At 45.1% G+C, this 21,995-nt stretch carries 21 protein-coding genes and 1 pseudogene; 15 read left to right on the top strand and 7 right to left on the bottom strand.

Features of this window, described 5'->3' with window-relative positions:
• The first annotated feature begins 406 nt into the window (after positions 1-406).
• The 13 genes from QUB14_RS25550 (at position 407) to QUB14_RS25490 (ending at position 14,141) form a co-directional block, all read left to right on the top strand.
• Entirely contained in the window at positions 407-1,384 is a 978-nt protein-coding gene (locus tag QUB14_RS25550; RefSeq protein ID WP_333220508.1) for a sulfurtransferase, read from the top strand.
• A gap of 187 nt (positions 1,385-1,571) precedes the next feature.
• Positions 1,572-2,780 (top strand): YeeE/YedE family protein, encoded by a 1,209-nt coding sequence (locus QUB14_RS25545; RefSeq protein ID WP_333220506.1) that lies wholly within the window; start codon positions 1,572-1,574, stop codon positions 2,778-2,780.
• Positions 2,781-2,804: 24 nt separating this feature from the next.
• On the top strand, positions 2,805-3,554 hold the full coding sequence (locus QUB14_RS25540) for a sulfite exporter TauE/SafE family protein (RefSeq protein ID WP_333035546.1): 750 nt from the start codon (positions 2,805-2,807) through the stop codon (positions 3,552-3,554).
• A gap of 175 nt (positions 3,555-3,729) precedes the next feature.
• Positions 3,730-4,776, top strand: a complete 1,047-nt coding sequence (locus tag QUB14_RS25535) for an aliphatic sulfonate ABC transporter substrate-binding protein (RefSeq protein ID WP_333220504.1) — start codon at positions 3,730-3,732, stop codon at positions 4,774-4,776.
• A 330-nt stretch (positions 4,777-5,106) separates the two neighbouring features.
• Entirely contained in the window at positions 5,107-5,934 is an 828-nt protein-coding gene (locus tag QUB14_RS25530) for an ABC transporter permease (RefSeq protein ID WP_333220502.1), read from the top strand.
• A gap of 52 nt (positions 5,935-5,986) precedes the next feature.
• Positions 5,987-6,739: an ABC transporter ATP-binding protein gene (locus QUB14_RS25525; RefSeq protein ID WP_333220500.1), complete on the top strand. Its 753-nt coding sequence runs from the start codon at positions 5,987-5,989 to the stop codon at positions 6,737-6,739.
• A gap of 268 nt (positions 6,740-7,007) precedes the next feature.
• Positions 7,008-7,829, top strand: a complete 822-nt coding sequence (locus QUB14_RS25520) for a class I SAM-dependent methyltransferase (protein WP_333220498.1) — start codon at positions 7,008-7,010, stop codon at positions 7,827-7,829.
• Positions 7,830-7,892: 63 nt separating this feature from the next.
• The gene (locus QUB14_RS25515) at positions 7,893-9,101 is read left to right on the top strand and encodes an acyl-CoA dehydrogenase family protein (protein ID WP_333220496.1); all 1,209 of its coding nucleotides are present in this window, start codon (positions 7,893-7,895) and stop codon (positions 9,099-9,101) included.
• A 442-nt stretch (positions 9,102-9,543) separates the two neighbouring features.
• Positions 9,544-10,626: a sulfonate ABC transporter substrate-binding protein gene (locus QUB14_RS25510; protein WP_333297363.1), complete on the top strand. Its 1,083-nt coding sequence runs from the start codon at positions 9,544-9,546 to the stop codon at positions 10,624-10,626.
• Between the two features lie 22 nt (positions 10,627-10,648).
• Entirely contained in the window at positions 10,649-11,830 is a 1,182-nt protein-coding gene (gene ssuD, locus QUB14_RS25505; protein WP_333220492.1) for an FMNH2-dependent alkanesulfonate monooxygenase, read from the top strand.
• Positions 11,827-12,612: an aliphatic sulfonate ABC transporter permease SsuC gene (gene ssuC / locus QUB14_RS25500; protein WP_333220489.1), complete on the top strand. Its 786-nt coding sequence runs from the start codon at positions 11,827-11,829 to the stop codon at positions 12,610-12,612. Before ssuD ends, ssuC begins: the two co-directional genes overlap by 4 nt.
• 95 nt (positions 12,613-12,707) lie before the next feature.
• A complete protein-coding gene (locus tag QUB14_RS25495) occupies positions 12,708-13,100 on the top strand; it encodes a carboxymuconolactone decarboxylase family protein (protein ID WP_333220487.1) in 393 nt (130 codons plus the stop codon).
• Between the two features lie 36 nt (positions 13,101-13,136).
• The gene (locus QUB14_RS25490; protein WP_333220485.1) at positions 13,137-14,141 is read left to right on the top strand and encodes a 2-oxoglutarate and iron-dependent oxygenase domain-containing protein; all 1,005 of its coding nucleotides are present in this window, start codon (positions 13,137-13,139) and stop codon (positions 14,139-14,141) included.
• Between the two features lie 280 nt (positions 14,142-14,421).
• Here QUB14_RS25490 and QUB14_RS25485 read toward each other — a convergent pair whose 3' ends face one another.
• The 4 genes from QUB14_RS25485 to ssuE form a co-directional block, all read right to left on the bottom strand.
• The gene (locus tag QUB14_RS25485) at positions 14,422-14,652 is read right to left on the bottom strand and encodes an EF-hand domain-containing protein (RefSeq protein WP_333220482.1); all 231 of its coding nucleotides are present in this window, start codon (positions 14,650-14,652) and stop codon (positions 14,422-14,424) included.
• A gap of 66 nt (positions 14,653-14,718) precedes the next feature.
• Positions 14,719-14,877 (bottom strand): tyrosine-type recombinase/integrase, encoded by a 159-nt coding sequence (locus QUB14_RS25480; protein ID WP_272030862.1) that lies wholly within the window; start codon positions 14,875-14,877, stop codon positions 14,719-14,721.
• 127 nt (positions 14,878-15,004) lie between these two features.
• Positions 15,005-16,036 carry a sulfonate ABC transporter substrate-binding protein gene (locus QUB14_RS25475; RefSeq protein WP_333220480.1) on the bottom strand — a complete coding sequence of 344 codons (1,032 nt, stop codon included), beginning with the start codon at positions 16,034-16,036 and terminating at the stop codon, positions 15,005-15,007.
• Between the two features lie 33 nt (positions 16,037-16,069).
• Positions 16,070-16,627: an NADPH-dependent FMN reductase gene (gene ssuE, locus QUB14_RS25470; RefSeq protein ID WP_333220478.1), complete on the bottom strand. Its 558-nt coding sequence runs from the start codon at positions 16,625-16,627 to the stop codon at positions 16,070-16,072.
• A 653-nt stretch (positions 16,628-17,280) separates the two neighbouring features.
• Between ssuE and QUB14_RS25465 the strand changes: the two genes are divergently transcribed.
• Positions 17,281-18,066, top strand: a complete 786-nt coding sequence (locus QUB14_RS25465) for an ATP-binding cassette domain-containing protein (protein ID WP_333220476.1) — start codon at positions 17,281-17,283, stop codon at positions 18,064-18,066.
• Positions 18,067-18,223: 157 nt separating this feature from the next.
• Here the strand turns inward: QUB14_RS25465 and QUB14_RS25460 are convergent.
• The 3 genes and pseudogenes from QUB14_RS25460 to QUB14_RS25450 all read right to left on the bottom strand — a co-directional run.
• Positions 18,224-18,552: pseudogene (locus tag QUB14_RS25460) on the bottom strand (IS1 family transposase); the annotation flags it as partial.
• Between the two features lie 52 nt (positions 18,553-18,604).
• Positions 18,605-19,261 carry a hypothetical protein gene (locus tag QUB14_RS25455; protein WP_333220474.1) on the bottom strand — a complete coding sequence of 219 codons (657 nt, stop codon included), beginning with the start codon at positions 19,259-19,261 and terminating at the stop codon, positions 18,605-18,607.
• A 25-nt stretch (positions 19,262-19,286) separates the two neighbouring features.
• Positions 19,287-19,574, bottom strand: a complete 288-nt coding sequence (locus QUB14_RS25450; protein WP_333220471.1) for a hypothetical protein — start codon at positions 19,572-19,574, stop codon at positions 19,287-19,289.
• A gap of 141 nt (positions 19,575-19,715) precedes the next feature.
• On the opposite strand from QUB14_RS25450, the gene QUB14_RS25445 reads away from it, so the two are divergent.
• On the top strand, positions 19,716-21,923 hold the full coding sequence (locus QUB14_RS25445) for a tetratricopeptide repeat protein (protein ID WP_333220469.1): 2,208 nt from the start codon (positions 19,716-19,718) through the stop codon (positions 21,921-21,923).
• Positions 21,924-21,995 lie beyond the last annotated feature (72 nt).

Genomic DNA, 21,995 nt, shown 5'->3' with positions numbered 1-21,995 from the left:
ATTAATCCGAAACATCTCAAAAACTGGTTTACTAATTGCTGCTACTGTACCTCATAACATCCGGAAGTGCTGTATATCTAGTTGACAAAAATAAAGATTATTTATGTCCAGCTACTTATTTGCTGGATTTTTAGGAAAAACGCTTGATTGAAAACATCAGCTATGTCATAATTCTAAAAATTAAATACAAAATCTCTATCGACTTACCGTATTTTACGGACTTTGTACCACCTTTCCTCTGGCTGAAAGCCACATTTTAAGTTTTTTAGGATTTATAGCAACCGCCAAGGTGGCTAGAAGATTCTAAATTACTGAAACCCTTAATTCTATTCGCTTCTTCCCCTAGTCCCTAGTCCCTAGCCCCTAGCCCCTAGCCCCTAAGCCCTTCTTCAGGAGATTTATGGTTATGAATTTGAGATTTTTTCGGGGAATCTGGAAAAGATCCCTTAAGCCCTCTGTTTTGGTAATAGTGGCGATCGCAACCTTGCTGGGAGTTTCACTCTTCTCGATTTCACCGCTAACTGCAACCCCCAGCGTCAAAATTCAATTTGTTTCTCCCAATTGGGTAACAGCCAACGCAAAAGATCCAAATTTGCGAATTTTGGATGTGCGAAATGCGCCTCTGGAGTATATTGGAGGCCATGTTCCAAACGCAGTACACATTGCAGATACTGCATTTCGTGGCCCAGACGGATTTTTGCCCGTGCAGTATTGGGATACCCAGAAATTAGCTTCGATCTTTTCTCGCTCTGGTGTTAGCAGTAACAGTCGCGTTCTCGTTTATTCCGATGCACGAGATATCTTGGGAGCTACAATGGTTGCTTATTTACTAGAGCGATCGGGAGTAAAAGATATTGCAGTTTTAGATGGGGGATATACAGGATACAAAGCCTCTGGGCAACCTGTTGTTAAGGAATATCCCAAATACAAGTTTACACAGTTTGCAGTTCAAGATAATCCCTCAATTCGCGTTAACCTTCAACAGGTTGGAGAATTAATTGGTAAACCAGGTGTTGTTTTTATCGATCCTAGACCAGGTGATTTATTCCGAGGTGAGAAAGATATCTGGGTACGCAATGGGCACATTCCTGGTGCGAAAAATATTCCCTGGCCTGCGTTTACGGAAGCCGAGAACTCTCAGGAGGCTCTCAAAAATCCTCATCAGTTGAAGTCACTGGATGGAATTCGCAAAATCCTGGCGGACAAGAAGATTAAGCCTTCAGATGATGTGATTGTGTCATGCAGCACTGGGCGTGAAGCAACATTACAGTATGTCGTGCTAAAACATCTTTTGGGATATCCTAAAGTTCGGCTCTACGAAGGTTCTTGGACTGAGTACAGTACGTCTAATTTGCCAGTTGAAACGGGACCGGAAAAAGTTTAGTTGTTTGGTGCTAAGCTGTTCAACATTTAAAGGTCTAATGTATGAAAGTTTTGATTTCATCACTTGTTGTTTTGGCTACTGTAACAGTAATATTTGGGTGTGATTTGGTACATCTAAGTCAACCTGCTTTAGGCAGTTGCGATCCGCCACCGGAAGAACCGAAGAACCCACCTAAGAAGTAGTAAAAATGAGTTCATCAATTTCTGGTGAGCCGTTCTTGGCTCCTTTTCGATCCCATCGCTTGATAATTGCGATCGCCTTAGCACTTTTTACTGTTGGGGCAATTACACTCAATCGTTATGGTTGGCAGCAAAGCCTATTGTTCTTGATTGGTGGGTTGCTGGGGCTAACACTTTACCATTCCAGCTTTGGCTTTGCCAGTGCCTACCGCAAGTTACTTGTGCATAGAGACGCGCGGGGAGCGATCGCACAAATTATCATGCTGGCGATCGCTACCGTTCTGTTTGCGCCGACTCTGGCAGCCGGAACCGTATTTGGGCAGCAGGTGCGGGGTGCTGTTTCTCCTGTAGGCGTTCAAGGGGCGATCGGTGCCTTCCTGTTTGGGATTGGGATGCAACTTGGGGGGGCCTGCGGCTGTGGCACTTTGTATACCCTTGGTTCTGGCAGTCTCACTCTGCTGGTGACGCTGGTGACATTTTGCATTGGGGCATTTGGAGCTAGCTTAACCCGACAGTTGTGGGTGAATTTGCCTGCTTTGCCGGCGATTTCTTTGGCGGATAATCTTGGCTGGTTTTGGGCAGTGGTTTTGCAACTAACAATTTTCGCTGCTTTGTTTGTTACTCTCCAACGTATTTTCCCTTCTGCAAAAGCTCTTTCTTCTCCTGGCCTAACTTCTTCCCCTCCGCTTTTCCCCTCCTCGCTAACTCAGCTAATTTACGGCCCTTGGTCGCTTCCCACAGGTGCGATCGCGCTGTCACTCCTCAACTGGCTGACGCTGATCGTGTCTGGCCAACCCTGGCGGATTACCTGGGGCTTTGCGCTGTGGGCGGCTGAGATTGCATCGTTTTTGGGGTGGGACTCTACCAGCAGCCCCTTTTGGAAGACTGCCAACGCTCAGGCTGCTCTCGCGAATGGCGTGTTTGCAGATGCCAGTTCGGTGATGAATGGTGGGATCGTTCTAGGATCGCTGCTGGCTGCAGGGTTAGCAGGGCGATGGGTTCCCACTTTTGGGCCTTCAAAACAGATTCTAGCGGCGGCGATATTAGGTGGCTTACTGATGGGCTACAGTGCATTTCTTGCCTACGGTTGCAATGTGAGTGGGTTCTTTGGGGCGATCGCCTCTACCAGTTTGCACGGCTGGCTGTGGATTGTGGCTGCACTCCTGGGAACTGCGATCGGGGTGCGGTTACGACCTTTGTTTCGGCTACCCAATTAGCGTAAGGGAACTTATAGAATCTATATGGTTTCCCTTCAACTACTGATCCTGATTACAGTTTTTTTAGCGACCAGCACGATCAGCGTGATTACAGGCAGCACCTCCTTAATTACGGTGCCTGTAATGTTGCAGATGGGCATTGCACCGCGCACGGCTTTAGCCACTAATATGCTGGCACTCACGTTTATGAGTATTGGTGCAACGTTACCGTTTCTGAAGCAACAGACGATTAATCTAAGACGCTTGCCTCTCTTGATTGGGCTGACTCTGATTGGCTCAATTCTAGGAGCAGGATTAGTCCTGGTAATACCGTCAAAGTCCTTACCGCAGATTGTTTCGGCTGCCATGATTGCGGTTGCTGTTTTCTCGATCGCGAATCATCGAGGTGGCGTTCTTCCGGCAGCCGATCGCCCATCACGGGCAGCCCAACTACTCGGTTATGTGGCAACGTTTGGGCTGGGTATCTATGGTGGTTTTTTCAGTGGCGGGTACGTCACCTTGCTAACGGCTGCCTATGTGGCGCTCTTTCGGATGACTTTTGTGGAAGCGATCGCTACAACCAAGCTGGTAAATATCTTTTCCTCGCTCGTTGCAACGGGGGTTTTCACAGCGGCTGGCATCGTTGATTATCGATTGGGCATCATCTTAGGTATTGCCATGTTTATTGGGGGCATCATCGGCTCACAGGTGGCTCTCAAACTTAGCAATCGCTGGTTACGTCGGATTTTTTTGGCGACTGTTGTAATCCTCGCCGTTAAAACCATGATGGGATAAAAAATTCCTAGTCTTCGCTCTCACGGTCGTGAGTTTCCTTGATTCTCACCATTGATCTTGAGTGTGCATTGCTGTAAGATAAATCAAATACTACGGTAAATCGACCGACTTAACGTATAAATTATCTAAGTCCTAATTAAGCGAGACATTCACCAAGGAGTTGAGGAGACCAATCATGAGCAAATGGTTTGCCATTGCCAGACGTAGGTTACTGCTATTTTTTATTTCTGGGCTGTTTCTATCGCTATTAGTCAATGCCTGTAATTCTTCCTCTCCTGGAACTAACACTACAGCAGCATCCCCAGGCTCATCTCCTACGGCAGTGCCTACAGTAGTACGTTTAGATTATGCCTACTACAATCCTGTCAGTCTCGTACTCAAAGAGAAAGGCTGGCTAGAAGAAGACTTAGCCAAAGCCAATATCAAAGTCGAATGGGTTCTCAGTCAAGGTAGTAACAAGGCCTTAGAGTTTCTCAATGGCAGCAGCATTGACTTTGGCTCGACTTCTGGTGCTTCCGCACTGATTGCCAAAGCCAATGGCAATCCCATCAAATCTATTTACGTTTACTCGAAGCCCGAATGGACGGCATTAGTAACTACGGCGAATTCTTCCATTCAAAAAGTCGCCGATCTAAAAGGCAAGAAAGTTGCAGCAACGCGCGGAACAGATCCGTTTATTTTCTTGTTGCGTGCCTTGGATCAAGTCGGTTTAACTGCCAAAGATGTGGAAATTGTGCCTTTGCCCCACGCTGACGGTAAAGCTGCCCTTGAGAAAGGCGATGTCGATGCCTGGGCTGGTCTCGATCCATTTATGGCACAGACAGAAGTAGAAAAAGGCTCGAAACTCTTCTTCCGCAATCCCAAACTAATTAGTCAAGGCTTTTTAAATGTCCGCGAGGCATTTGCCAAACAATATCCTGAACAAGTTAGTCAAGTGCTAACCGCCTATGAGAAGGCACGGAAATGGGCGATCGCAAATCCTAGTGAACTCAAGCAAGTGGTGATTAAAGCATCGAAGCTGACAGAAGCGGTAGCAACTAAACAATTAGAGGAGCGAACCGATATATCAAACTCATCGATTGGTGACGAACAAAAAGCAGTTATTAGTGCTGCTGGGGATGTCTTGAAAAAAAGCGGCGTTATCGAGGATTCCGTTGATGTCATTACAGTAGTTAACAATTTAATCGATCCGCAGTATGTGGCAAAGGTTGCCAAATCCTAAGTAAAAAACATCTGCTGTGGATATACACCAACTCACCAACGCCTATCAGAAAATTGAAAATTAAAATTGAAAAGTTAACTTCCAAGCTCTGCCTGGGAACCGATGTCCAGAGGCTCTGCCTCGGCTGCGACAATGGAGGCAGAGCCTCCGGATATGTGTTACCAGGCAGAGCCTGGTAACGAGTATAATCAATCATTTAGGATTGCTATATCAGAAAATTAACAATTGAAAAATTGAAAATTAAAAAATAAATTCATCATTTTTAATTTTGCATTTTTAAATTTTAATTCCGATTCAAAGCTATCTATGCTTGACAGCAAACACTAAGTTATGGAACAAAGACTGGCGATCGCAATTCCAAGGGCACAAACAGGTAATATTTGGCAACTTCTCAGTCGTCTGGGCAGAGCAAAAGGCTTGCTCTTGCCAGTCTTTCTCTTAATATTGTGGGAAAGTCTGTCTAGGTTTGGCTTTGTTCCTCCTAACTTGTTACCGGCTCCCTCAACTATTCTCACAACCGTTTGGCAACTCGGTGCAGCAGGGGAACTATGGCAGCACATCGGCATTACACTCTATCGGGTTTTTGCTGGCTTCTTGATTGGTACATTTTTTGCCACTATTCTAGGAGGATTAACAGGCTATTCTTGCCTAATTCGCGATTTACTCGACCCACTTTTGCAGTCACTCCGCAACATTCCTTCCCTCGCATGGGTGCCACTATTCATCCTCTGGATGGGAATTCATGAGCCTTCTAAAATTGCTCTGATTGCCGTTGGAGTCTTTTTCCCCGTTTACTTAAATCTCATGAGCGGCATTCACAATGTCGATCGCAAATTGGTTGAGGTTGGCAAAATCTATAGACTTAATGATTGGCAGCTTATCAGTCGCGTGTTCTTGCCCGCCACATTACCTGCCTACATTGTCGGTTTGCGAAGTGGCTTGGGTTTGGGCTGGATGTTTGTCGTGGCGGCTGAATTGATGGGAGCCAGTCAGGGCTTAGGCTTCTTATTGATCGACGGGCAAGCGACTGGACGACCCGCCATCACCCTCGCCAGCATTCTCTTGTTTGCGATTTTCGGAAAAGTGACTGACTCAATTATTGGCCTTGCATCGCATTGGCTACTCCATTGGCAGGATGTTTACGCTTCCAACCATTAGTTCAAAGCATTAGTTTCAAGAATTCATTCAAAGCGCCAAGTAGGAAACATATATGCTACTCATCGAAGGACTGCATAAGCGATTTAAAAATGGTTTTGTAGGATTGGAGTCTATTAATTTAACTGTTAATCGCAGCGAGATTGTTAGTTTAATCGGTACGAGTGGTTGCGGCAAAAGTACACTTTTACGGATAGTTGCCGGATTAGAGCTGCCAACTTATGGAGAGGTGCAAATTGACGATATTCGCATTAACAAACCTCATCCAGAAATTGGTGTAATATTTCAAGAACCTCGGCTGATGCCTTGGTTAACCGTCTGGGAAAATGTGCAATTTGGTTTGCATCATTTACCGAAGGATGAACGCAAGGCACGGACAAGTGATGCTCTAGTTAAGGTTGGATTACAAGATTTTGCTCGTTTGCTGCCGCGCCAACTATCAGGAGGAATGGCTCAACGGGTGGCGATCGCGCGTGCCCTTGTTACTAATCCTTCTATTTTATTGCTAGATGAACCCTTTAGTGCTCTCGATTCCTTTACTAGAATGCAATTACAGGATCGTCTGTTAGAAATTTGGGAATCCGATCGCCAGACCATGATTCTTGTCACCCATGATGTTGAAGAAGCACTGATTTTAAGCGATCGCGCGATCGTTATGCGTGGCAACCCTGGACGCATCCATCTCGAGCTAGATATCGATCTTCCCCGTCCCCGCAGGCGTACCGATCGCGATTTGCAATATTGGAAAGAAAAATTATTGAGTACCTTGGATTTATCCAATACGCAAACAGTTCCCTTAGAGGTTTAAATCCCAGGCTGCGATCGCAATCAACATCTAAATATAGGCAAGAGAAACGCCACTCCGATCTCTAGCCCTGAGCCAAACCCAAGGGCTGATATCTAATCCGTTGACATCAGAATTATTCTCTCTCTCTCTTCTCTTTCTCTGTGTCCTCTGTGCCCTCTGTGGTTTAATAATTCCGGAATTGATAGGACGCACCCGACAATCGTTTTTCAAATCTCCAACAGCTTATCTCAAAACCTAAATCCTAACTCAGCAAAACTTGACTTCAATCATGACTACTAAAATACTCCCAAGCTACGATCCAACCCTCTTTCAAGGAGCCATTTCTTATTACCTGCAATATCGACCGCGCTACCCAAACGCTCTTTACGATTTAATCTCGCAGGAATTTCAATTAGATGGGCAAGGCAAGCTTCTCGATCTCGGCTGTGGGATTGGCTTGGTAGCGATCGCCTTACACGATCGATTTCAATCAGTTTTGGGTATCGATCCCGATCCAGAAATGCTCGAAGTTGCCAAGCAAGAAGCTAAACTGGCTAATGCTTCAAATATCACTTGGGTAAGGGATTTAGCAGAAAATATTTCCCCAGCAATTGGTACATTTTCCCTTGTCACCATTGGTCGTGCTTTTCATTGGATGGATCAAGAAGTGGTGCTGCAGCGCAGCTACGATCTGCTCGATCGCACCAGTAACGCTAATACGGGGATAGCGATTATTCAAACTGAAAAAGATATTTGGTCAAATGACTCTGTTTGGGCACAAAATGTGCTAGCGACGATCAAACGGTGGCTAGGAGAAGAGCGGCGTGTGGGATCGATTAGCGTTCCTTTGCTCTACAAGTCCGATTTAGAAGTTTTGGACCGATCGCCATTCGTTCGGATTAAACGCCATAAGATTGACTTTCAAAAACACTGGACGATAGATAATTTTATTGGTTATCTCTACTCCACCGCTTACTGCCGTCGCGATTACTTTAATGGCGATACTTCCGTATTTGAGGCGGAAATTAAAGCAGCAATTCTCAGTGCAGAACCTTCAGGTCAGTTTGTTGAAGATGTACCGATTTCTGTTTACTTGGGTTTTAAGGACTGACGAACCTATAGGAATCCTAAATCATTTGTACCTCATTACTTCCCTCAATTTTGTATCATCAATATGAAAACATCCCTTGCAGACTCGAAAAGCACAACACAACAAGACAGCAAGCAAGATTATGTAGCGATCGCGAGATCGCTGGCTCAAGAATTTGCTGCTACTGCCATCGAACGAGATAGTCTTGGCGGTACGCCAAAGTATGAACGCGATCGCATTCGTTCTAGCGGTTTACTCGGTTTGATTATTCCTAAAGAATATGGCGGTATTGGCGAAACGTGGATTACTGCACTCCAAATTTCCCGCGAGTTGGCAAAGACTGATAGTTCTCTAGCCCATGTTTACTCCTATCACCATTTAGGGGTTGTTATCCCGCATCTTTTTGGCACGGAGGAACGCAAAGCGCAGTTCTACAAAGATACGGTGACAAACAATTGGTTTTGGTGCAATGCTCTCAATCCCCTCGATCGCCGTGCGACTTTAACTCCTGATGGTACAGGCTTTTTACTGAACGGGACAAAAAGCTTTTGCTCTGGTTCTAAAGATTCTGATATCTTACCCATCACTGCGGTTCGTCAAGATACCTCCGAACTCACGATTATTGTAATTCCCACTCAAAGAGAGGGAATACAAATTCATGACGATTGGGATAATATGGGGCAACGTCAAACCGATAGCGGTAGTATTAGTTTCGACCAAGTGCGCGTTTATGATTCGGAAGTGTTTGGCGATCGCACCCGTGCTGATATTCCTTTCCGTACTTTACGAGCTTGCTTGACGCAAATAAATCTTGCCCATATTTATCTGGGTATAGCAGAAGGAGCATTTGCTGCTGCCAAAGACTACACTTGCACCGAAGGACGACCCTGGTTGACTTCCAATGCTCCTAGTGTGACGCAAGATCCCTACATTCTGAAACACTACGGAGAAATGTGGGTCGATCTGCAAGCGGTTAGCAGTTTGACGGATCGAGCCGCCGCCATTCTGCAAGCAGCTTGGGAAAAAGGCATAGATTTAACAACAGAAGAACGTGGAAAATGCGCGATCGCGATCGCAACGGCAAAGGTTGCTGCCACAAAAATAGGTTTAGATGTGACTACTCGCATTTTTGAAGTGATGGGGGCGCGTGCTACCACCAGTAAATATGGTTTCGATCGCTACTGGCGCAATCTGAGAACGTTTACGCTACATGATTCTGTTGACTATAAAATTCACGATCTGGGTAACTGGGTACTCAACGATCAGCTCCCCAATCCCAGCTTTTATACGTAAAAATCATCCTTTTTGAAGGAGGTTTTATCTTCACTCGCCGATATCTCAGGTTTTTATGTAGATAGCAGCAGGGCTATAGCAATCCTTGCAGGAGTCGTAATTTTTTTACCCACCCTAATTCTCCCCGAAGCCGCTCGCTCGGGAGTAAGAAATGCACAAATGATCTAGGATTGCTATAGATGCTACTTTTTCTCCTGCGGGTACAACTGATACATTACCCCTGAATATTAATCATTCAAGTAACTAGATAAGTCAGACCAGCAAAAATTTACACAATGTGCTTGCATTTTTGAAGTCATTTGTGGAATAATAGGAGCTTATCAGGATAAACTACGGTATATCGGTCGGGTTATCGTTGCTTGCTCATCCATAATGATTAGCTCAGCTTTTACATAGCTATTGCGTTTTTTTGTTTTCAATACTTGAAACTTAGGAAGGAAAAGTGTTAACCCGATTAAGAGAGAGCCATTTTTTAGCTAAATTGAGGCATTTTGGGAGCCAACTCAAACCTAGTTCAATCAAGACCTTGGCTTTGCTTTTTGCAGTTGGCTTCAGTTTGAGTTTGACCGTTTCTGCCTGTAATCCTACTCAGCAAACAAATACAACTACTGCCCCGACTTCTGCTGCCACATCCGTGGCTAGTTCTAAATCACAAGAGAGCAATGTAATTCGGATCGGCTATCAAAAATATGGAACTCTAAGTATCCTTAAATCACGGGGAAGTTTAGAGAAACGTTTGGCTTCCCAAAGCACTTCTGTACAGTGGCTTCAATTTCCCGCTGGCCCTCAATTACTAGAAGCTTTGAATGCAGGCACTATTGACTTTGGGCATACAGGAGAAGCGCCGCCTATTTTTGCACAAGCTGCTGGCGCACCATTGGTATATGTTGCGAATGAGCCTCCTAATCCTAAAGGTGAAGCTATCTTAGTACCAAAAGATTCTTCTATTCAAGATGTGGCTGGGTTGAAAGGCAAAAAAGTTGTATTTAATAAGGGTTCAAATGTGCAATATCTCGTGGTAGAAGCATTAAAAGCAGCCGGATTGAAATATAGCGACATTCAGCCTATTTATCTGCCACCAGCAGATGCGCGGGCAGTTTTTGAACAAGGTAGTGCTGATGCTTGGGCAATTTGGGACCCATTTTTTACCGTAGCGAAACGAGCTACAGAAGCTCGCGTTCTTAAGGATGGGGAAGGGCTTGTAGCTAATCGGGAATTCTATCTAGCTGCCAAACCTTTTAACGAGCAATATCCCGACCGGATTAAGGCAATTTTAGAGGAACTTCAAAAAGTAGATGAATGGGCGGCAGCTCAACCAACTGAAGTGGCAAAACTGCTGTCTCCTGAGCTTGGTATTGATGTTCCAACTTTAGAGGAAATCTCACGGAGGCGGCCTTACGGTGTGCAGCCAATTACGGATGAAGTCGTTACTTACCAGCAAAAAGTTGCTGATACTTTCTTGGATTTGAAGCTGCTTCCCAAATCGGTAAAAATTAGCGAAGTGGCTCAGCTAACTAAACAATAAATAGTGATGGAGAGTAAGACAAATGGAATTATTTTGGTTTATCCCAACTCACGGAGACGGTCGCTATTTAGCTACAGGAATTGGAGGGCGCTCTTGCAATTTTTCCTACTTAAAGCAAATCGCTCAAGCCGTCGATCGTTTAGGATTTACGGGCGCTCTGCTTCCGACTGGGCGTTCTTGCGAAGACGCATGGGTAGTGGCTTCATCTCTAATGGCTGTTACAGAACAAATGCGTTTTTTAGTAGCAATTCGTCCTGGATTAATGTCTCCTGGGGTAGCAGCACGGATGGCAGCAACATTTGACAGGTTATCTAACGGACGCTTGCTGATTAATGTTGTTACGGGCGGCGACCCGATTGAATTGGCGGGGGATGGAGTGCATCTGGGTCACGACGCACGTTATGAACTGACGGATGAATTCTTGACAGTTTGGAGAGAGATGCTTGAAGAGAGTAACTCGACTAACGAGCGAGAGCAAGAAGTCAATTTTAGCGGTGAATACCTTGAAATAAAGGGCGGAAAACTTTTATTTCCCCCTGTACAAACTCCTCATCCTCCATTATGGTTTGGCGGTTCTTCGCCAATAGCACAACAAATTGCCGCTAAACATATTGATGTTTATCTTACTTGGGGAGAACCGCCACAACAAGTAGCGCAAAAAATTGAATCTGTGAAAAAATTAGCTGCCGAACAGGGTAGAACTGTGCGTTTTGGAATTCGCCTTCATGTCATTGTACGCGAAACTGAAAGCGAAGCTTGGGAGGATGCCAATCGATTGATTCAATATGTCGATGAAGATGCGATCGCAGCCGCCAAAAAAGCTTATGCTAGGATGGATTCTGAAGGGCAGCGGCGCATGACTGAACTGCACGCAGGCAGCCGCGAAGCTCTGGAAATTAGCCCCAATTTGTGGGCGGGAATTGGCTTAGTAAGAGGCGGTGCCGGTACTGCTTTAGTGGGAGATCCCGATACTGTTGTCGCGCGAATGTTGGAATATTCCGAATTGGGAATTGAAACTTTCATTTTTTCTGGTTATCCCCACTTAGAAGAAGCATATCGAGTGGCTGAATTGCTATTCCCCCGCTTGCCGCTGAAAAACCAACCGACTGTACATCAACCGCAAATGTTTAGTCCTTTTGGCGAAATTGTTGCCAACGAAAAGTTTGTCCAACAAAAACAAGTTATTCCTACGAGCGCGTCATGAATAAAAAATGGCTCACAAACCCCTATTTTCAGCAGGTAATTCCCTGGATTGTACCAATGGTGCTGATTGTTAGCTGGCAATTATTGGTGCAGGTGGGTTGGCTTTCCACAAGAGTTTTACCAGCACCAACAGGTGTTTTAAGTGCTGGATTTAGATTGGCAATTAGCGGAGAACTGTTTCACCATATCGGAATTAGTGCTTGGCGTGCGCTGGTTGGTTTCATCATAGGCGGAGGAATTGGTTTGACTCTGGGTTTCCTCAATGGTCTTTTTCCAATCGCCGAAAAGCTCCTAGATACTTCTCTACAAATGGTTCGTAATATTCCACACCTAGCCTTAATACCTCTAGTAATTTTGTGGTTTGGAATTGGCGATCCCGCTCGATTATTTTTGGTAGCTTTGGGAGTGTTTTTTCCAATGTATATCAATACATTTCACGGCATCCGCAGCGTAGATGCCGGATTGATTGAAATGGGTAAAATTTATGGTCTGAGTGCCACGTCTCTTTTGTGGAAAATTATTTTGCCTGGGGCCTTGCCTTCAATTTTGGTAGGCCTGCGATATTCCTTGGGGATTATGTGGCTGACGCTGATTGTCGCAGAAACAATTGCGGCGGACTCTGGTATTGGTTACATGGCAATGAATGCTCGCGAGTTCTTGCAAACTGATGTAGTGGTGGTGAGCATTATCATGTATGCTTTGTTGGGTAAGTTTGCAGATGCGATCGCCAGGAAGTTAGAAGAGAAATGGCTTGCTTGGCATCCCAATTATCAGCCAGCTTAGGTTGAAAAAAGAAGCCATAAGAAAGAAAGATGAGAGTGTCCCATTTTTCTTTCTTAGTTCCTCTAGAAATTACAGCTACAAACCCCTGTACAACTATGACCCATTTGATTGAATACGAAGACGCAAATGATGAAGTACGCGCAGTGTATGACGACATTCGCGCGACACGCAAAACCGAGTACATCAACAACTTTTGGAAAGCGCTCGCCAACCATCCGCCTACCCTGCAACGTACCTGGCAGAATGTGAAGGAGGTGATGACGGCTCCGGGAGAACTCGATCCCCTCACCCGCGAGTTAATCTACATTGCTGTCAGCGTTACCAATGGTTGCCCGTACTGCATTTCATCTCATACAGCCTCCGCGCGAGCCAAGGGAATGGATGATGCCATATTTGGGGAACTGATGGCGATCGTGGCAACCGCAAACGCTACTAATCGACTGGCAAATGGGTATCAAATTCCGGTGGATGAACAATTTAAATTATAAAAGGCGTTCAATCTTAACCACTTATAATCCATCTCTATGGCAACTGAATTAACAGTAGATGTTTCTCAGATTCCCGTTATCGATATTAGTTCGCTGGTATCGGATAATCGCCTAGATACTGTTGCCAACCAAATCCGACAAGCTTGCCGCGACACAGGTTTTTTTTACATTGTTGAGCATGGTGTAGACCAAGGCTTGCAAAACCGTTTGGAGCAACTGAGCCGTCAGTTTTTTGCTCAAGATTTAGAAACCAAAATGCAAATTCGGATGGCGCTGGGAGGTCGGGCATGGCGCGGCTACTTTCCGGTTGGAGGTGAACTGACGGATGGTAAACCAGATTTGAAAGAAGGAATTTATTTCGGATCGGAATTGAATCAAACCCATCCGGCTGTTCAAGCAGGTATTCCCATGTTTGGAGCCAATCTGTTTCCAGAGATTCCTCAGTTTCGCGAAACAGTGCTGGAGTATCTAGCAGTTATGACCCAACTGGGTCACGCTGTAATGGCTGGAATTGCCCTGAGTTTGAGCGAAGACGCCTCTTATTTTCGCGATCGCTATACGACTGATCCCCTGATTTTATTTCGCATCTTCAACTATCCACCACAAAGCAATCCGCAAGGGCAATCCTGGGGAGTGGGAGAGCATACCGATTATGGTTTGCTCACGATTCTCAAGCAGGATGATTTAGGTGGGTTGCAAGTGAAGACACGATCGGGCTGGATTGATGCTCCCCCGATCGCCAACTCCTTTGTTTGTAACATTGGCGATATGCTCGATCGCCTCACAGGTGGACTTTATCGCTCTACTCCTCATCGAGTCAAGAATGTGTCAGGACAGGATCGCCTCTCATTTCCATTCTTCTTCGATCCGAATTTCAATGCTGAACTCCACCCGATCGAAATCAAGGGAGCGATCGTCGGTGACAACAAGAACGAACGCTGGGATAAAGCCAGCGTTCACGAGTTTCGCGGCACTTACGGCGATTATGTCCTGAACAAAGTTGCAAAGGTTTTTCCCCAATTGCGCCAGCAAGTTTTGTAAACAGTCACCCATTGGTGACAAGTTAAGGCTCAAAGCCAGTTGTCAAGGGGATTTTCGGAGGTAGCTCAAAGAAAAAAGGTTCTCCACTGCCGACATTATAACTCTAATGTCAACTGGGGCTTAAATCCCTGCCAGATGAAAGGATAAGAAGCAAGTTCTTATCCTTGGTAGTCAGCGATCGCTTTTTGCCCTATAACTACTGCAACTCTTACCAGGGGAAGACACTCATCCACTTGGATAAATGATTTTATTTCAATCGCTGCTGGCTGGGCGATCGCGCTTATTCTACTAAATTCCCTGCTTTCTTAACAGCTTGTTTCAAGTCTTCAAAGGTAATATTACCCTCTTCATCTCGATACGTCGCTAGCAGTTCCGCGGGGCTAGTACCTGTTTCTGCTAAAATGACTGCATTTAACCCAGGACTTAAAAAAAGCTCATTACTCGATATTTTGCCATCTTGATCGCCATCCAAGGCATTAAAAAGAGATTGAAGCTCTTGCTCAGTTGCCATAAGTTTCTATTTGAATTAGTTTTTTCAATTCAATATCCCATAATGTTGAAAAAGATGCAAGGAAAGTTACCTTTTACCCTGGCAGATACAAGCTGTTGCTGTCGTTTGGGCGTGTGCGTGTAGATACCTGGAAGTAGTCGCTACCGATTCATGCCCTAACGTCTGCTGCACCAAATGAATCGGCGCGCCCCTGTCTAGTGAATGCGAAGCGTGGGCGTGACGCAACCAATGGGGCTGACCTTTCCTGTAATCCCAGCGCGGTTCCCCAGCATCGTCTTCACCCCCGCTATTTGGAAGGTAGAAGATATCAGGTGTTTTGCTTTATCCAACATTTACCCACAAGCGGGGATTTTTAATTACCTGGTTTCCAAACTACTTCTTCAACTTTGAGCTGCTTGGGAATTAAGCCGAGTTCAAAAAAAGTATCCGCAATTTCCTGTTGCTCGGCCACCATATCAGCTTGGATCGGTTCAAATCCATAACTCCGCCGTCGAGTTACTACATCTAAGATAGAAGCATCAATTTTCAGAATGGGAGCGAGGATCTTAGTTACTTCTGCGGGATTCGCATCGGCCCAAGTCGCTACTGCTTGAGTTTCTTCTCTAATTGCCTCAATGATTTTAGCATTCGACCCAGCAAATGACTTATTAGCTAAGTAAAAATCTCGGTTAGCTGCTAGTCCTTTACTATCTTTAACAACACGAACATCTCTTGGCGCTTCCGCTGCTGCATAAAACGGGTCCCAAATTACCCAAGCATCTACGTTACCTTGTTGGAAGGCAGCTCTGGCATCGGCTGGTGTCAGGTTGGCCGGCTTAATTTCACTCCATTTTATCCCTGCGGATTTCAATGCTTTTGCTAAGAGGTAATTGGCGCTTGAACCTTTTGTAAAAGCTATTTTCTTACCCCGCAAATCTGCTAGGGTTTGAATTGCCGAATTAGCAGGAACTAAAATACCTGAACTGCGGTCTTTGGGGGCGCTACCGCCAATGTAAAGCAGGCGTGCGTTAGCAGCTTGGGCAAAGACTGGAGGAGCGTCCCCGGTGCGCCCGATGTCGATGCTGCCGGCGTTTAGCGCTTCCAACATCGGGGGGCCTGCCTGAAATTCTTTCCACTCAACGGATATGCCTAGAGGCTGCAAGCGTTTCTCTAACCCGCCTCTGGCTTTGACTAGCGTGAAGGGGTCTAATTTCTGATGGCCGATGCGGACTACCTGAGCTTGAGCTGCTGCGGAGGAAGCGGCGGGGCTTGCAGATCCCGTAGGGGTGGGAGTATTGCAGGAGGCGATCGCCCAATTTAAGCTGATTCCCAATAGAAATAGCGCTGCTAGGGAAAAGTGCGATCGCCATAATTGAGCAAGGAATGAAATCAGTCTTTTGAGCATAAACAATAATATTGTTTGTTGGTAACTTTCCGATCAGAGACTTCCAACTAATTCGGGTTTGCCAGTTTGCAGGGCACCAACAAACTCTTGCAACTGCGATCGCAGTATTTGTTCTGTTTCCTCTTCAAGTTGTACGCTTGTTTCGTCATAACTTTGGATCTGCGTGTCTAAAACATAGACACCAGCCAAGATATGACTAGCGCCCAGCTCGGATAACACTGGTTTGAGGGCGTAGTTAATTGCTAATAAGTGACCGAGGGTACCTCCGGTGGCGATGGGGAGAATAACTTTACCAGCTAAACTATTCTGCGGTAGCAAATCTAAGTAAGCTTTGAGTACGCCTGTGTAAGCTGCTTTGTAAACAGGTGTGGCGATGATTATGCCCTTGGCTTCTACTACTAAATCATTGACTGCTTTTAAGTCTGGGTTCGCGAATTGTCCGTAAATTAATACCTCTGGCGGGAGATCGCGGACGTTGATAGATGCCGTACTCAGTCCCTCTTTCTCGACAGCACGGCGGGCGTATTCCAGCACCGCAAAAGACCGGGATGGATGAGACGGGCTACCTGCGATCGCAACAACATTAGACATTTAATAGTCCTCCTATTTTTGACTCATTTAAAAATGAACGATTTACGGAATCGCTCAAAACTACTGTAAATCTGTAGACTTAGCGTATTTTATAGATAGTAAGCTAGCACGGTCAATTTTAAAAAGCAAGTAAGTTGAGATGTAAAGTTTGATAACTCTTATACAAATTTTGCGCGATCGCGAATCTCGGTCCAAAGCAACTGTCCGGTTATTTCCCCCAATACAGCAGACTCTCATCGGACTCAAAAACAGAAATCGGTTCGCCACCGGATGCGGGTTCACCCAGAAGTAAGGGAAGGAGAGTTACCCCTGATGGTCGCTAGAACAAGCAGAACCTTTACAGGGAGAGGGTTTGCTTGTTCTTAACAATTATTTATCAAAGTTCCCGAATTTTGGGAAAAAATTCCCTTGCTTTTTGTAAATACCTATGCAATACTCTTGTTTAAGAGTAAAATACTATAACTTGACTGACTTACAGTAGATTAAAGTTAGAGATGCTAATCTGCTCTTCACCCAAATCGGTGAGCAGCAGGCTCATTAACACTTGCTTAACAGCAACTTTTGCAAGCGAACTAAAGTTAGCGCTTAACTTTTAACTGTTAATTTTTATCAGCCTGTGCGATGAATTGTGAGATATATGGAGGTTTTTTAGAATGGAATCAGGACTCTCAGGAATGCGCTTAGAATTAGTAAAACTCCAGAAGTCATTTGGAAATATTGAAATTTTGCGGGATATCAACCTCGAAATAAATCCCGGAGAATTTGTAGCCATTGTGGGTCGCAGTGGATGTGGCAAAAGTACCTTGCTGCGCTTAATTGCCGGACTAGAAATTCCCAGTCAAGGCACGGTCTTTCTAGACGGAAAGCCGTCTAAACAACTTAACTCGAAAGTGAGAATGATGTTTCAGGATGCACGGCTACTACCTTGGCAAAAAGTGCTGGCCAACGTGCAATTAGGGCTACTAAATGCCAAAGAAAGCACTCGCTATAAAGCGATGCAAGTCCTTCACGCTGTAGGGCTTGGCGATCGCGCCAGCGATTGGCCGGCTGTACTCTCCGGCGGTCAAAAGCAAAGAGTTTCTTTAGCAAGAGCCCTCGCCTGCGAACCCGACTTGCTGCTGCTTGATGAACCCCTCGGCGCGTTAGATGCTTTGACCCGTATTGAGATGCAGCAATTGTTAGAAAATTTGTGGCAAGAAAAAGGATTTACCGCGCTACTGATCACTCACGACGTAGAAGAAGCAGTGGTGCTAGCCGATCGAGTTATTTTAATAGAAAGTGGTCAAATAGCAATGAACTGTTATATTGATCTCCCACGACCGAGGCAGAGAGGAAATGCTGTATTTGCTGCGAAAGTAGAGACTATTTTGCAGCGCGTTATGGAGCAAAAACAAAGTAGTAAAGATGCAGAAAAATATGCAATAACTGCGTTTCGGTAAACGGTGGTTGTCAGAAATTATTGCAATAGCAACTTGGGTAGATTAGTCTGACTGATTATGCTAAATTTTCAGGAGAATGCCCTCTAATTAACGCTCGGATTTAACAAGTATTAAAGTTTTTGAAGCTGAAGTTATTCGGCTTGAAAGGGTTTGGTAGTCATGCACAGTCATGATATCGCTTTCTTATGCAAAAATTATAGTAATGTACACAGTTAAACAATGCTACCCTATGGTTTTGCCGTTTTTTTGAGAAAGACAAGGTTTTACGAACCAAACGAGAAAATAGCGGCCGTAAAGTATTATTAAGTCTTTAAAGATGACTGGTTTTTCCCGATTCTTTGCCTACAATTCGATGTCTTTTAAAAGGTAGCACTTTTGAATAATATTCCCAAAAATCAGTATAAAAGACAACACCTGGTCTATCGACACGAGGTAAAGATGGCCAGAACTCGGACGCAAATTTTTTGAGCGGTCTCCAATATAAAGCCTAGCCTATCAAGTCAGACGAGCGATCGCACTTTCGCAAGAGGTCTAATGATTAAGCACTTTGGGGAAAGTCCCAACCAACAATAGGTTGCCAGCCAAGAATTTTGATTTCTTTGGTGGGGCGGAAGATGCCTTGATTTACGTCAATTCCCACAGATTTTAGTTGCTCAAACCCGTTTTTCTGGAATGGGTGAGAAGGACTGGTGGTGTTGTTGAGCATCCACAGACGAGGATTGTGCGTTTGGTATCCTTCCCAGTTTCGAGGATACTCAGGGCAATCGAGAGGATTTTTCCAGCCCTTATATTTCAGAACTTGCAGACACCAGGCACGGCATCCCCATTCATCGGGAGTTGGATCTTTGGGCTTAATTATCCCATCGCCACTGAACCAGTCTAGGTTAGGGATTTCTCCAGGGGAGCCGTTTTCACGCCACAGAGTAAGATAAGTTAGTGGCTTAGTGGCATAGTGGCTGCCTTCATGGAGGATATTCCACCACTTATCGAAGGGTGGTCTGATGGAGATGTGACTGATGTCCAGTTTGCATTCATCTTGAAGAAACTGCCAAACTTCTGTTTGTCTGGGAATGATGAAGTTTTGAGTGTTGGTTTTTGTTTGGCGATCGCATTCTGGATAGTTGGAAGCTGCGGTTGCACAGGAGTCGTGGAAGTTGCAGTCGTTGTAGTTGATGGTTGAGTGGTTGTTATTCATTGCAGTTACTCCAATTTCTCATTCATCAGTTGTTCGGTTTGGCTTGGTTCGGGGTGTATGAGACTGTCCAAGCGTTTTTGGCACCAATCGCTTGGGCAATCCAGGCTTTGTGTCGATAGGGTTTGCCTTCTTTTCGGGCGCGATAGAGAGTGGTGGTAGATACGCCGAGAATGGCTGCTGCTCTCTGGGTGGTGCAAGATGGTTCAATTACGATAGGGCGTGAGCGGTGCTTGGAATTTTTGGGTTGGTTGCGATCGTCTAGGCAAACGGGTTCACAGCCTGGAATAGGTAGGCTAAGTTGAAATGCTTTCATTCGCTAAATCTCTGAAACGTATGTCTGATGGGATGTTTCAACGATAGTCGGCGCTAGGGTCAGCCATCGACTAACTGGAGTTAGCAATTTGTTAGCATTGATTCAGCAAGAACTTGATAGCGGTTAATTAGGATGTCTCTTATGCCAGATCAACCAGAAGAGAACTTTGACGAGGCTGCAAAAAAGTTTGATATAGAAAGGTTGAGAGCCAATCTAGTAGCTGAAAAGAAGGGTGAAATTACCACAGCAGCCTGGAGATACTTGAAAGGGGTGCTTTGTTTAGGTGAACCCAAAGAAGTTGCCAACAAATGCTATGTCAAGGAAAAGACCGTTCAAGTTGCCTTAAATAGAGAAATCAAAGATCACCTGCTCAAAATCCTTCATCTTCCAGAAAATCAGCGGGTAGATTGGAGTAGTGTTCCTGGTTTACTTGCTAAAGCTGGATATAGATTATCCAATCATTACACCAATCCTCCCCAGAATATTCCTCATACTGGCGTTGTTGAGTTTGTGGGGCGATCGCGTGAACTTGAAAAGCTACACCAGTTGTTACAGGAAGGAAATCGCGTAGCGATCGCTGCTATTGCTGGCATGGGTGGAGTCGGCAAAACAGAACTTGCCATTCAATACGCGCTAAAACATTTAAACAATTACCCAGGTGGGGTTTGCTGGTTGCCTGCTAAAAACCCAGATATGGGGATTGAGATTGTTCGGTTTGCGCGATCGCAGTTTGATAATCTGAATCCGCAAGAGGATTGGGACTTAAAGACTCAGGTTGATTTCTGCTGGCGACGCTGGGAATCTGGCGAAGTGCTGGTAGTGTTGGATGATGTTACTGATTATGGGGAAATAAAGCCTTATCTACCGCCAGTCGAACTACGCTTTAAAGTCTTGATGACGACACGGATTAAGCGGTTGGGTAAGTCAATTGAGTCTCTGCTATTAGATGTTCTCGATGAAGCAGATGCTCTGAAGTTGTTAATTTACCATATTGGTGAAGAACGTATCCAACAGGAACTAGAGGAGGCTAAAAAACTCTGTGCATGGCTAGAGTTTTTGCCTTTGGGTTTGGAGTTAGTGGGACGTTATTTGGATCGGAAAGCACATTTATCGCTGGCAGAATTGCTGCAACGGTTGGAGGAAAAGCGGTTAAATGAGCGATCGCTCTGCAAGCGAGAGGAAGACATGACCGCAAAACGGGGAGTGAAAGCAGCTTTTGAGTTGAGTTGGGAGACATTGAATGATGAGTCAAAACAACTGGGATGTCTGCTGAGTTTATTTGCCCCCGCTCCTATTCCTTGGTACTTGGTGGAACAGGCTGCATCCGCTCAAGATCCAGAAGACTTGGAAGAGATTAGAGATGATATCCTGTTGAATCTGCATCTGCTTCAGCGCATGGGTGACGAAACTTACCGCCTGCATCAACTGATTCGAGAATTCTTCTGGGAGAAACTAGAACGGACAGACCAGGTAAAGGAACTAAAACAAGGGATTGTGATAGCAATGGTAGCAGTTGCCAAGCCAATTCCTGGCTCTCCTACCCGTGAACTAATCGACTCATTGGCTATAACTGTGCCTCACCTAGCAGAAGTTGCTCAAACTTTGACAGATGAGCTAAGTGACGACGATTTACCGGAGCTTTTTAAAGGACTGATGAGATTCTATGTAGGTCAAGGGCTATACGGAAAAGCAGAGTATTGGTCTAAACAGTGTTTATCATTAGTTCAAACACGCTTTGGCACAGTCCATCCTTATATTGCGATCACTCTAGAGAATCTAGCCTATTGTTACGAGGCTCAGGGACGTTACAGTGAGGCTGAGCCACTGTATATACAAGCCTCAGAAATTTGGCAACACCTCCAAGCAATAGAATTCTGGAAAACTCTGCTAGGTGCTGACGATCCTGATGTGTTTGCTAGGGCTCAAGACTGGAAGAATCAAGCAGGAGTCTATATCAATCCTCATGTAGCTGGCAACTGGAATAACCTGGGAGTCCTTTACTTAAACCAAGGACGATATGAAGAAGCTGAATCTCTTTTGCTGTCAGCCTTACAATGGCGACTACATTGGTTTGGTGATAAGCATCTTGATGTGGCAACTAGCCTGAATAATCTAGGAGTTTTATATAGTCGTCAAGGTCGCTACAGTGATGCAGAGTTGTGCCATCAGCAGGCATTAGAACTCCGAAAACATCTGCTAGGTGATAAGCATCCTGATGTAGCAACCAGCCTGAATAATTTAGCAACGCTCTATTGTGAGCAGGGACGCTATAGTAAAGCCCAACCTTTGTTAGAGCAATCCCTTGAACTCTCAAGGCATCTACAGGGTGACAAGCATCCTGATGTATAGCGTTTCTCAGATAGATGAGGTACAATAACAGCAGTGAGTAAACCAATTCCTCATATCGGATAATGTAACTTG

The organism is Microcoleus sp. B3-D2, assembly GCF_036705345.1.
In the GTDB taxonomy this organism is placed as follows: Bacteria; Cyanobacteriota; Cyanobacteriia; order Cyanobacteriales; family Microcoleaceae; genus Microcoleus.
The sequence above is the reverse complement of the archived record's forward strand: the minus strand, read 5'-3'. Positions and strand labels throughout refer to the sequence as shown.

Coding starts and splice junctions, on each gene's coding strand:
- QUB14_RS25550 (WP_333220508.1), top strand. CDS start 407: ATGAATTTGAGATTTTTTCGGGGAATCTGGAAAAGATCCCTTAAGCCC.
- QUB14_RS25545 (WP_333220506.1), top strand. CDS start 1,572: ATGAGTTCATCAATTTCTGGTGAGCCGTTCTTGGCTCCTTTTCGATCC.
- QUB14_RS25540 (WP_333035546.1), top strand. CDS start 2,805: ATGGTTTCCCTTCAACTACTGATCCTGATTACAGTTTTTTTAGCGACC.
- QUB14_RS25535 (WP_333220504.1), top strand. CDS start 3,730: ATGAGCAAATGGTTTGCCATTGCCAGACGTAGGTTACTGCTATTTTTT.
- QUB14_RS25530 (WP_333220502.1), top strand. CDS start 5,107: ATGGAACAAAGACTGGCGATCGCAATTCCAAGGGCACAAACAGGTAAT.
- QUB14_RS25525 (WP_333220500.1), top strand. CDS start 5,987: ATGCTACTCATCGAAGGACTGCATAAGCGATTTAAAAATGGTTTTGTA.
- QUB14_RS25520 (WP_333220498.1), top strand. CDS start 7,008: ATGACTACTAAAATACTCCCAAGCTACGATCCAACCCTCTTTCAAGGA.
- QUB14_RS25515 (WP_333220496.1), top strand. CDS start 7,893: ATGAAAACATCCCTTGCAGACTCGAAAAGCACAACACAACAAGACAGC.
- ssuD (WP_333220492.1), top strand. CDS start 10,649: ATGGAATTATTTTGGTTTATCCCAACTCACGGAGACGGTCGCTATTTA.
- ssuC (WP_333220489.1), top strand. CDS start 11,827: ATGAATAAAAAATGGCTCACAAACCCCTATTTTCAGCAGGTAATTCCC.
- QUB14_RS25495 (WP_333220487.1), top strand. CDS start 12,708: ATGACCCATTTGATTGAATACGAAGACGCAAATGATGAAGTACGCGCA.
- QUB14_RS25490 (WP_333220485.1), top strand. CDS start 13,137: ATGGCAACTGAATTAACAGTAGATGTTTCTCAGATTCCCGTTATCGAT.
- QUB14_RS25485 (WP_333220482.1), bottom strand. CDS start 14,652: ATGGCAACTGAGCAAGAGCTTCAATCTCTTTTTAATGCCTTGGATGGC.
- QUB14_RS25475 (WP_333220480.1), bottom strand. CDS start 16,036: ATGCTCAAAAGACTGATTTCATTCCTTGCTCAATTATGGCGATCGCAC.
- ssuE (WP_333220478.1), bottom strand. CDS start 16,627: ATGTCTAATGTTGTTGCGATCGCAGGTAGCCCGTCTCATCCATCCCGG.
- QUB14_RS25465 (WP_333220476.1), top strand. CDS start 17,281: ATGGAATCAGGACTCTCAGGAATGCGCTTAGAATTAGTAAAACTCCAG.
- QUB14_RS25455 (WP_333220474.1), bottom strand. CDS start 19,261: ATGAATAACAACCACTCAACCATCAACTACAACGACTGCAACTTCCAC.
- QUB14_RS25450 (WP_333220471.1), bottom strand. CDS start 19,574: ATGAAAGCATTTCAACTTAGCCTACCTATTCCAGGCTGTGAACCCGTT.
- QUB14_RS25445 (WP_333220469.1), top strand. CDS start 19,716: ATGCCAGATCAACCAGAAGAGAACTTTGACGAGGCTGCAAAAAAGTTT.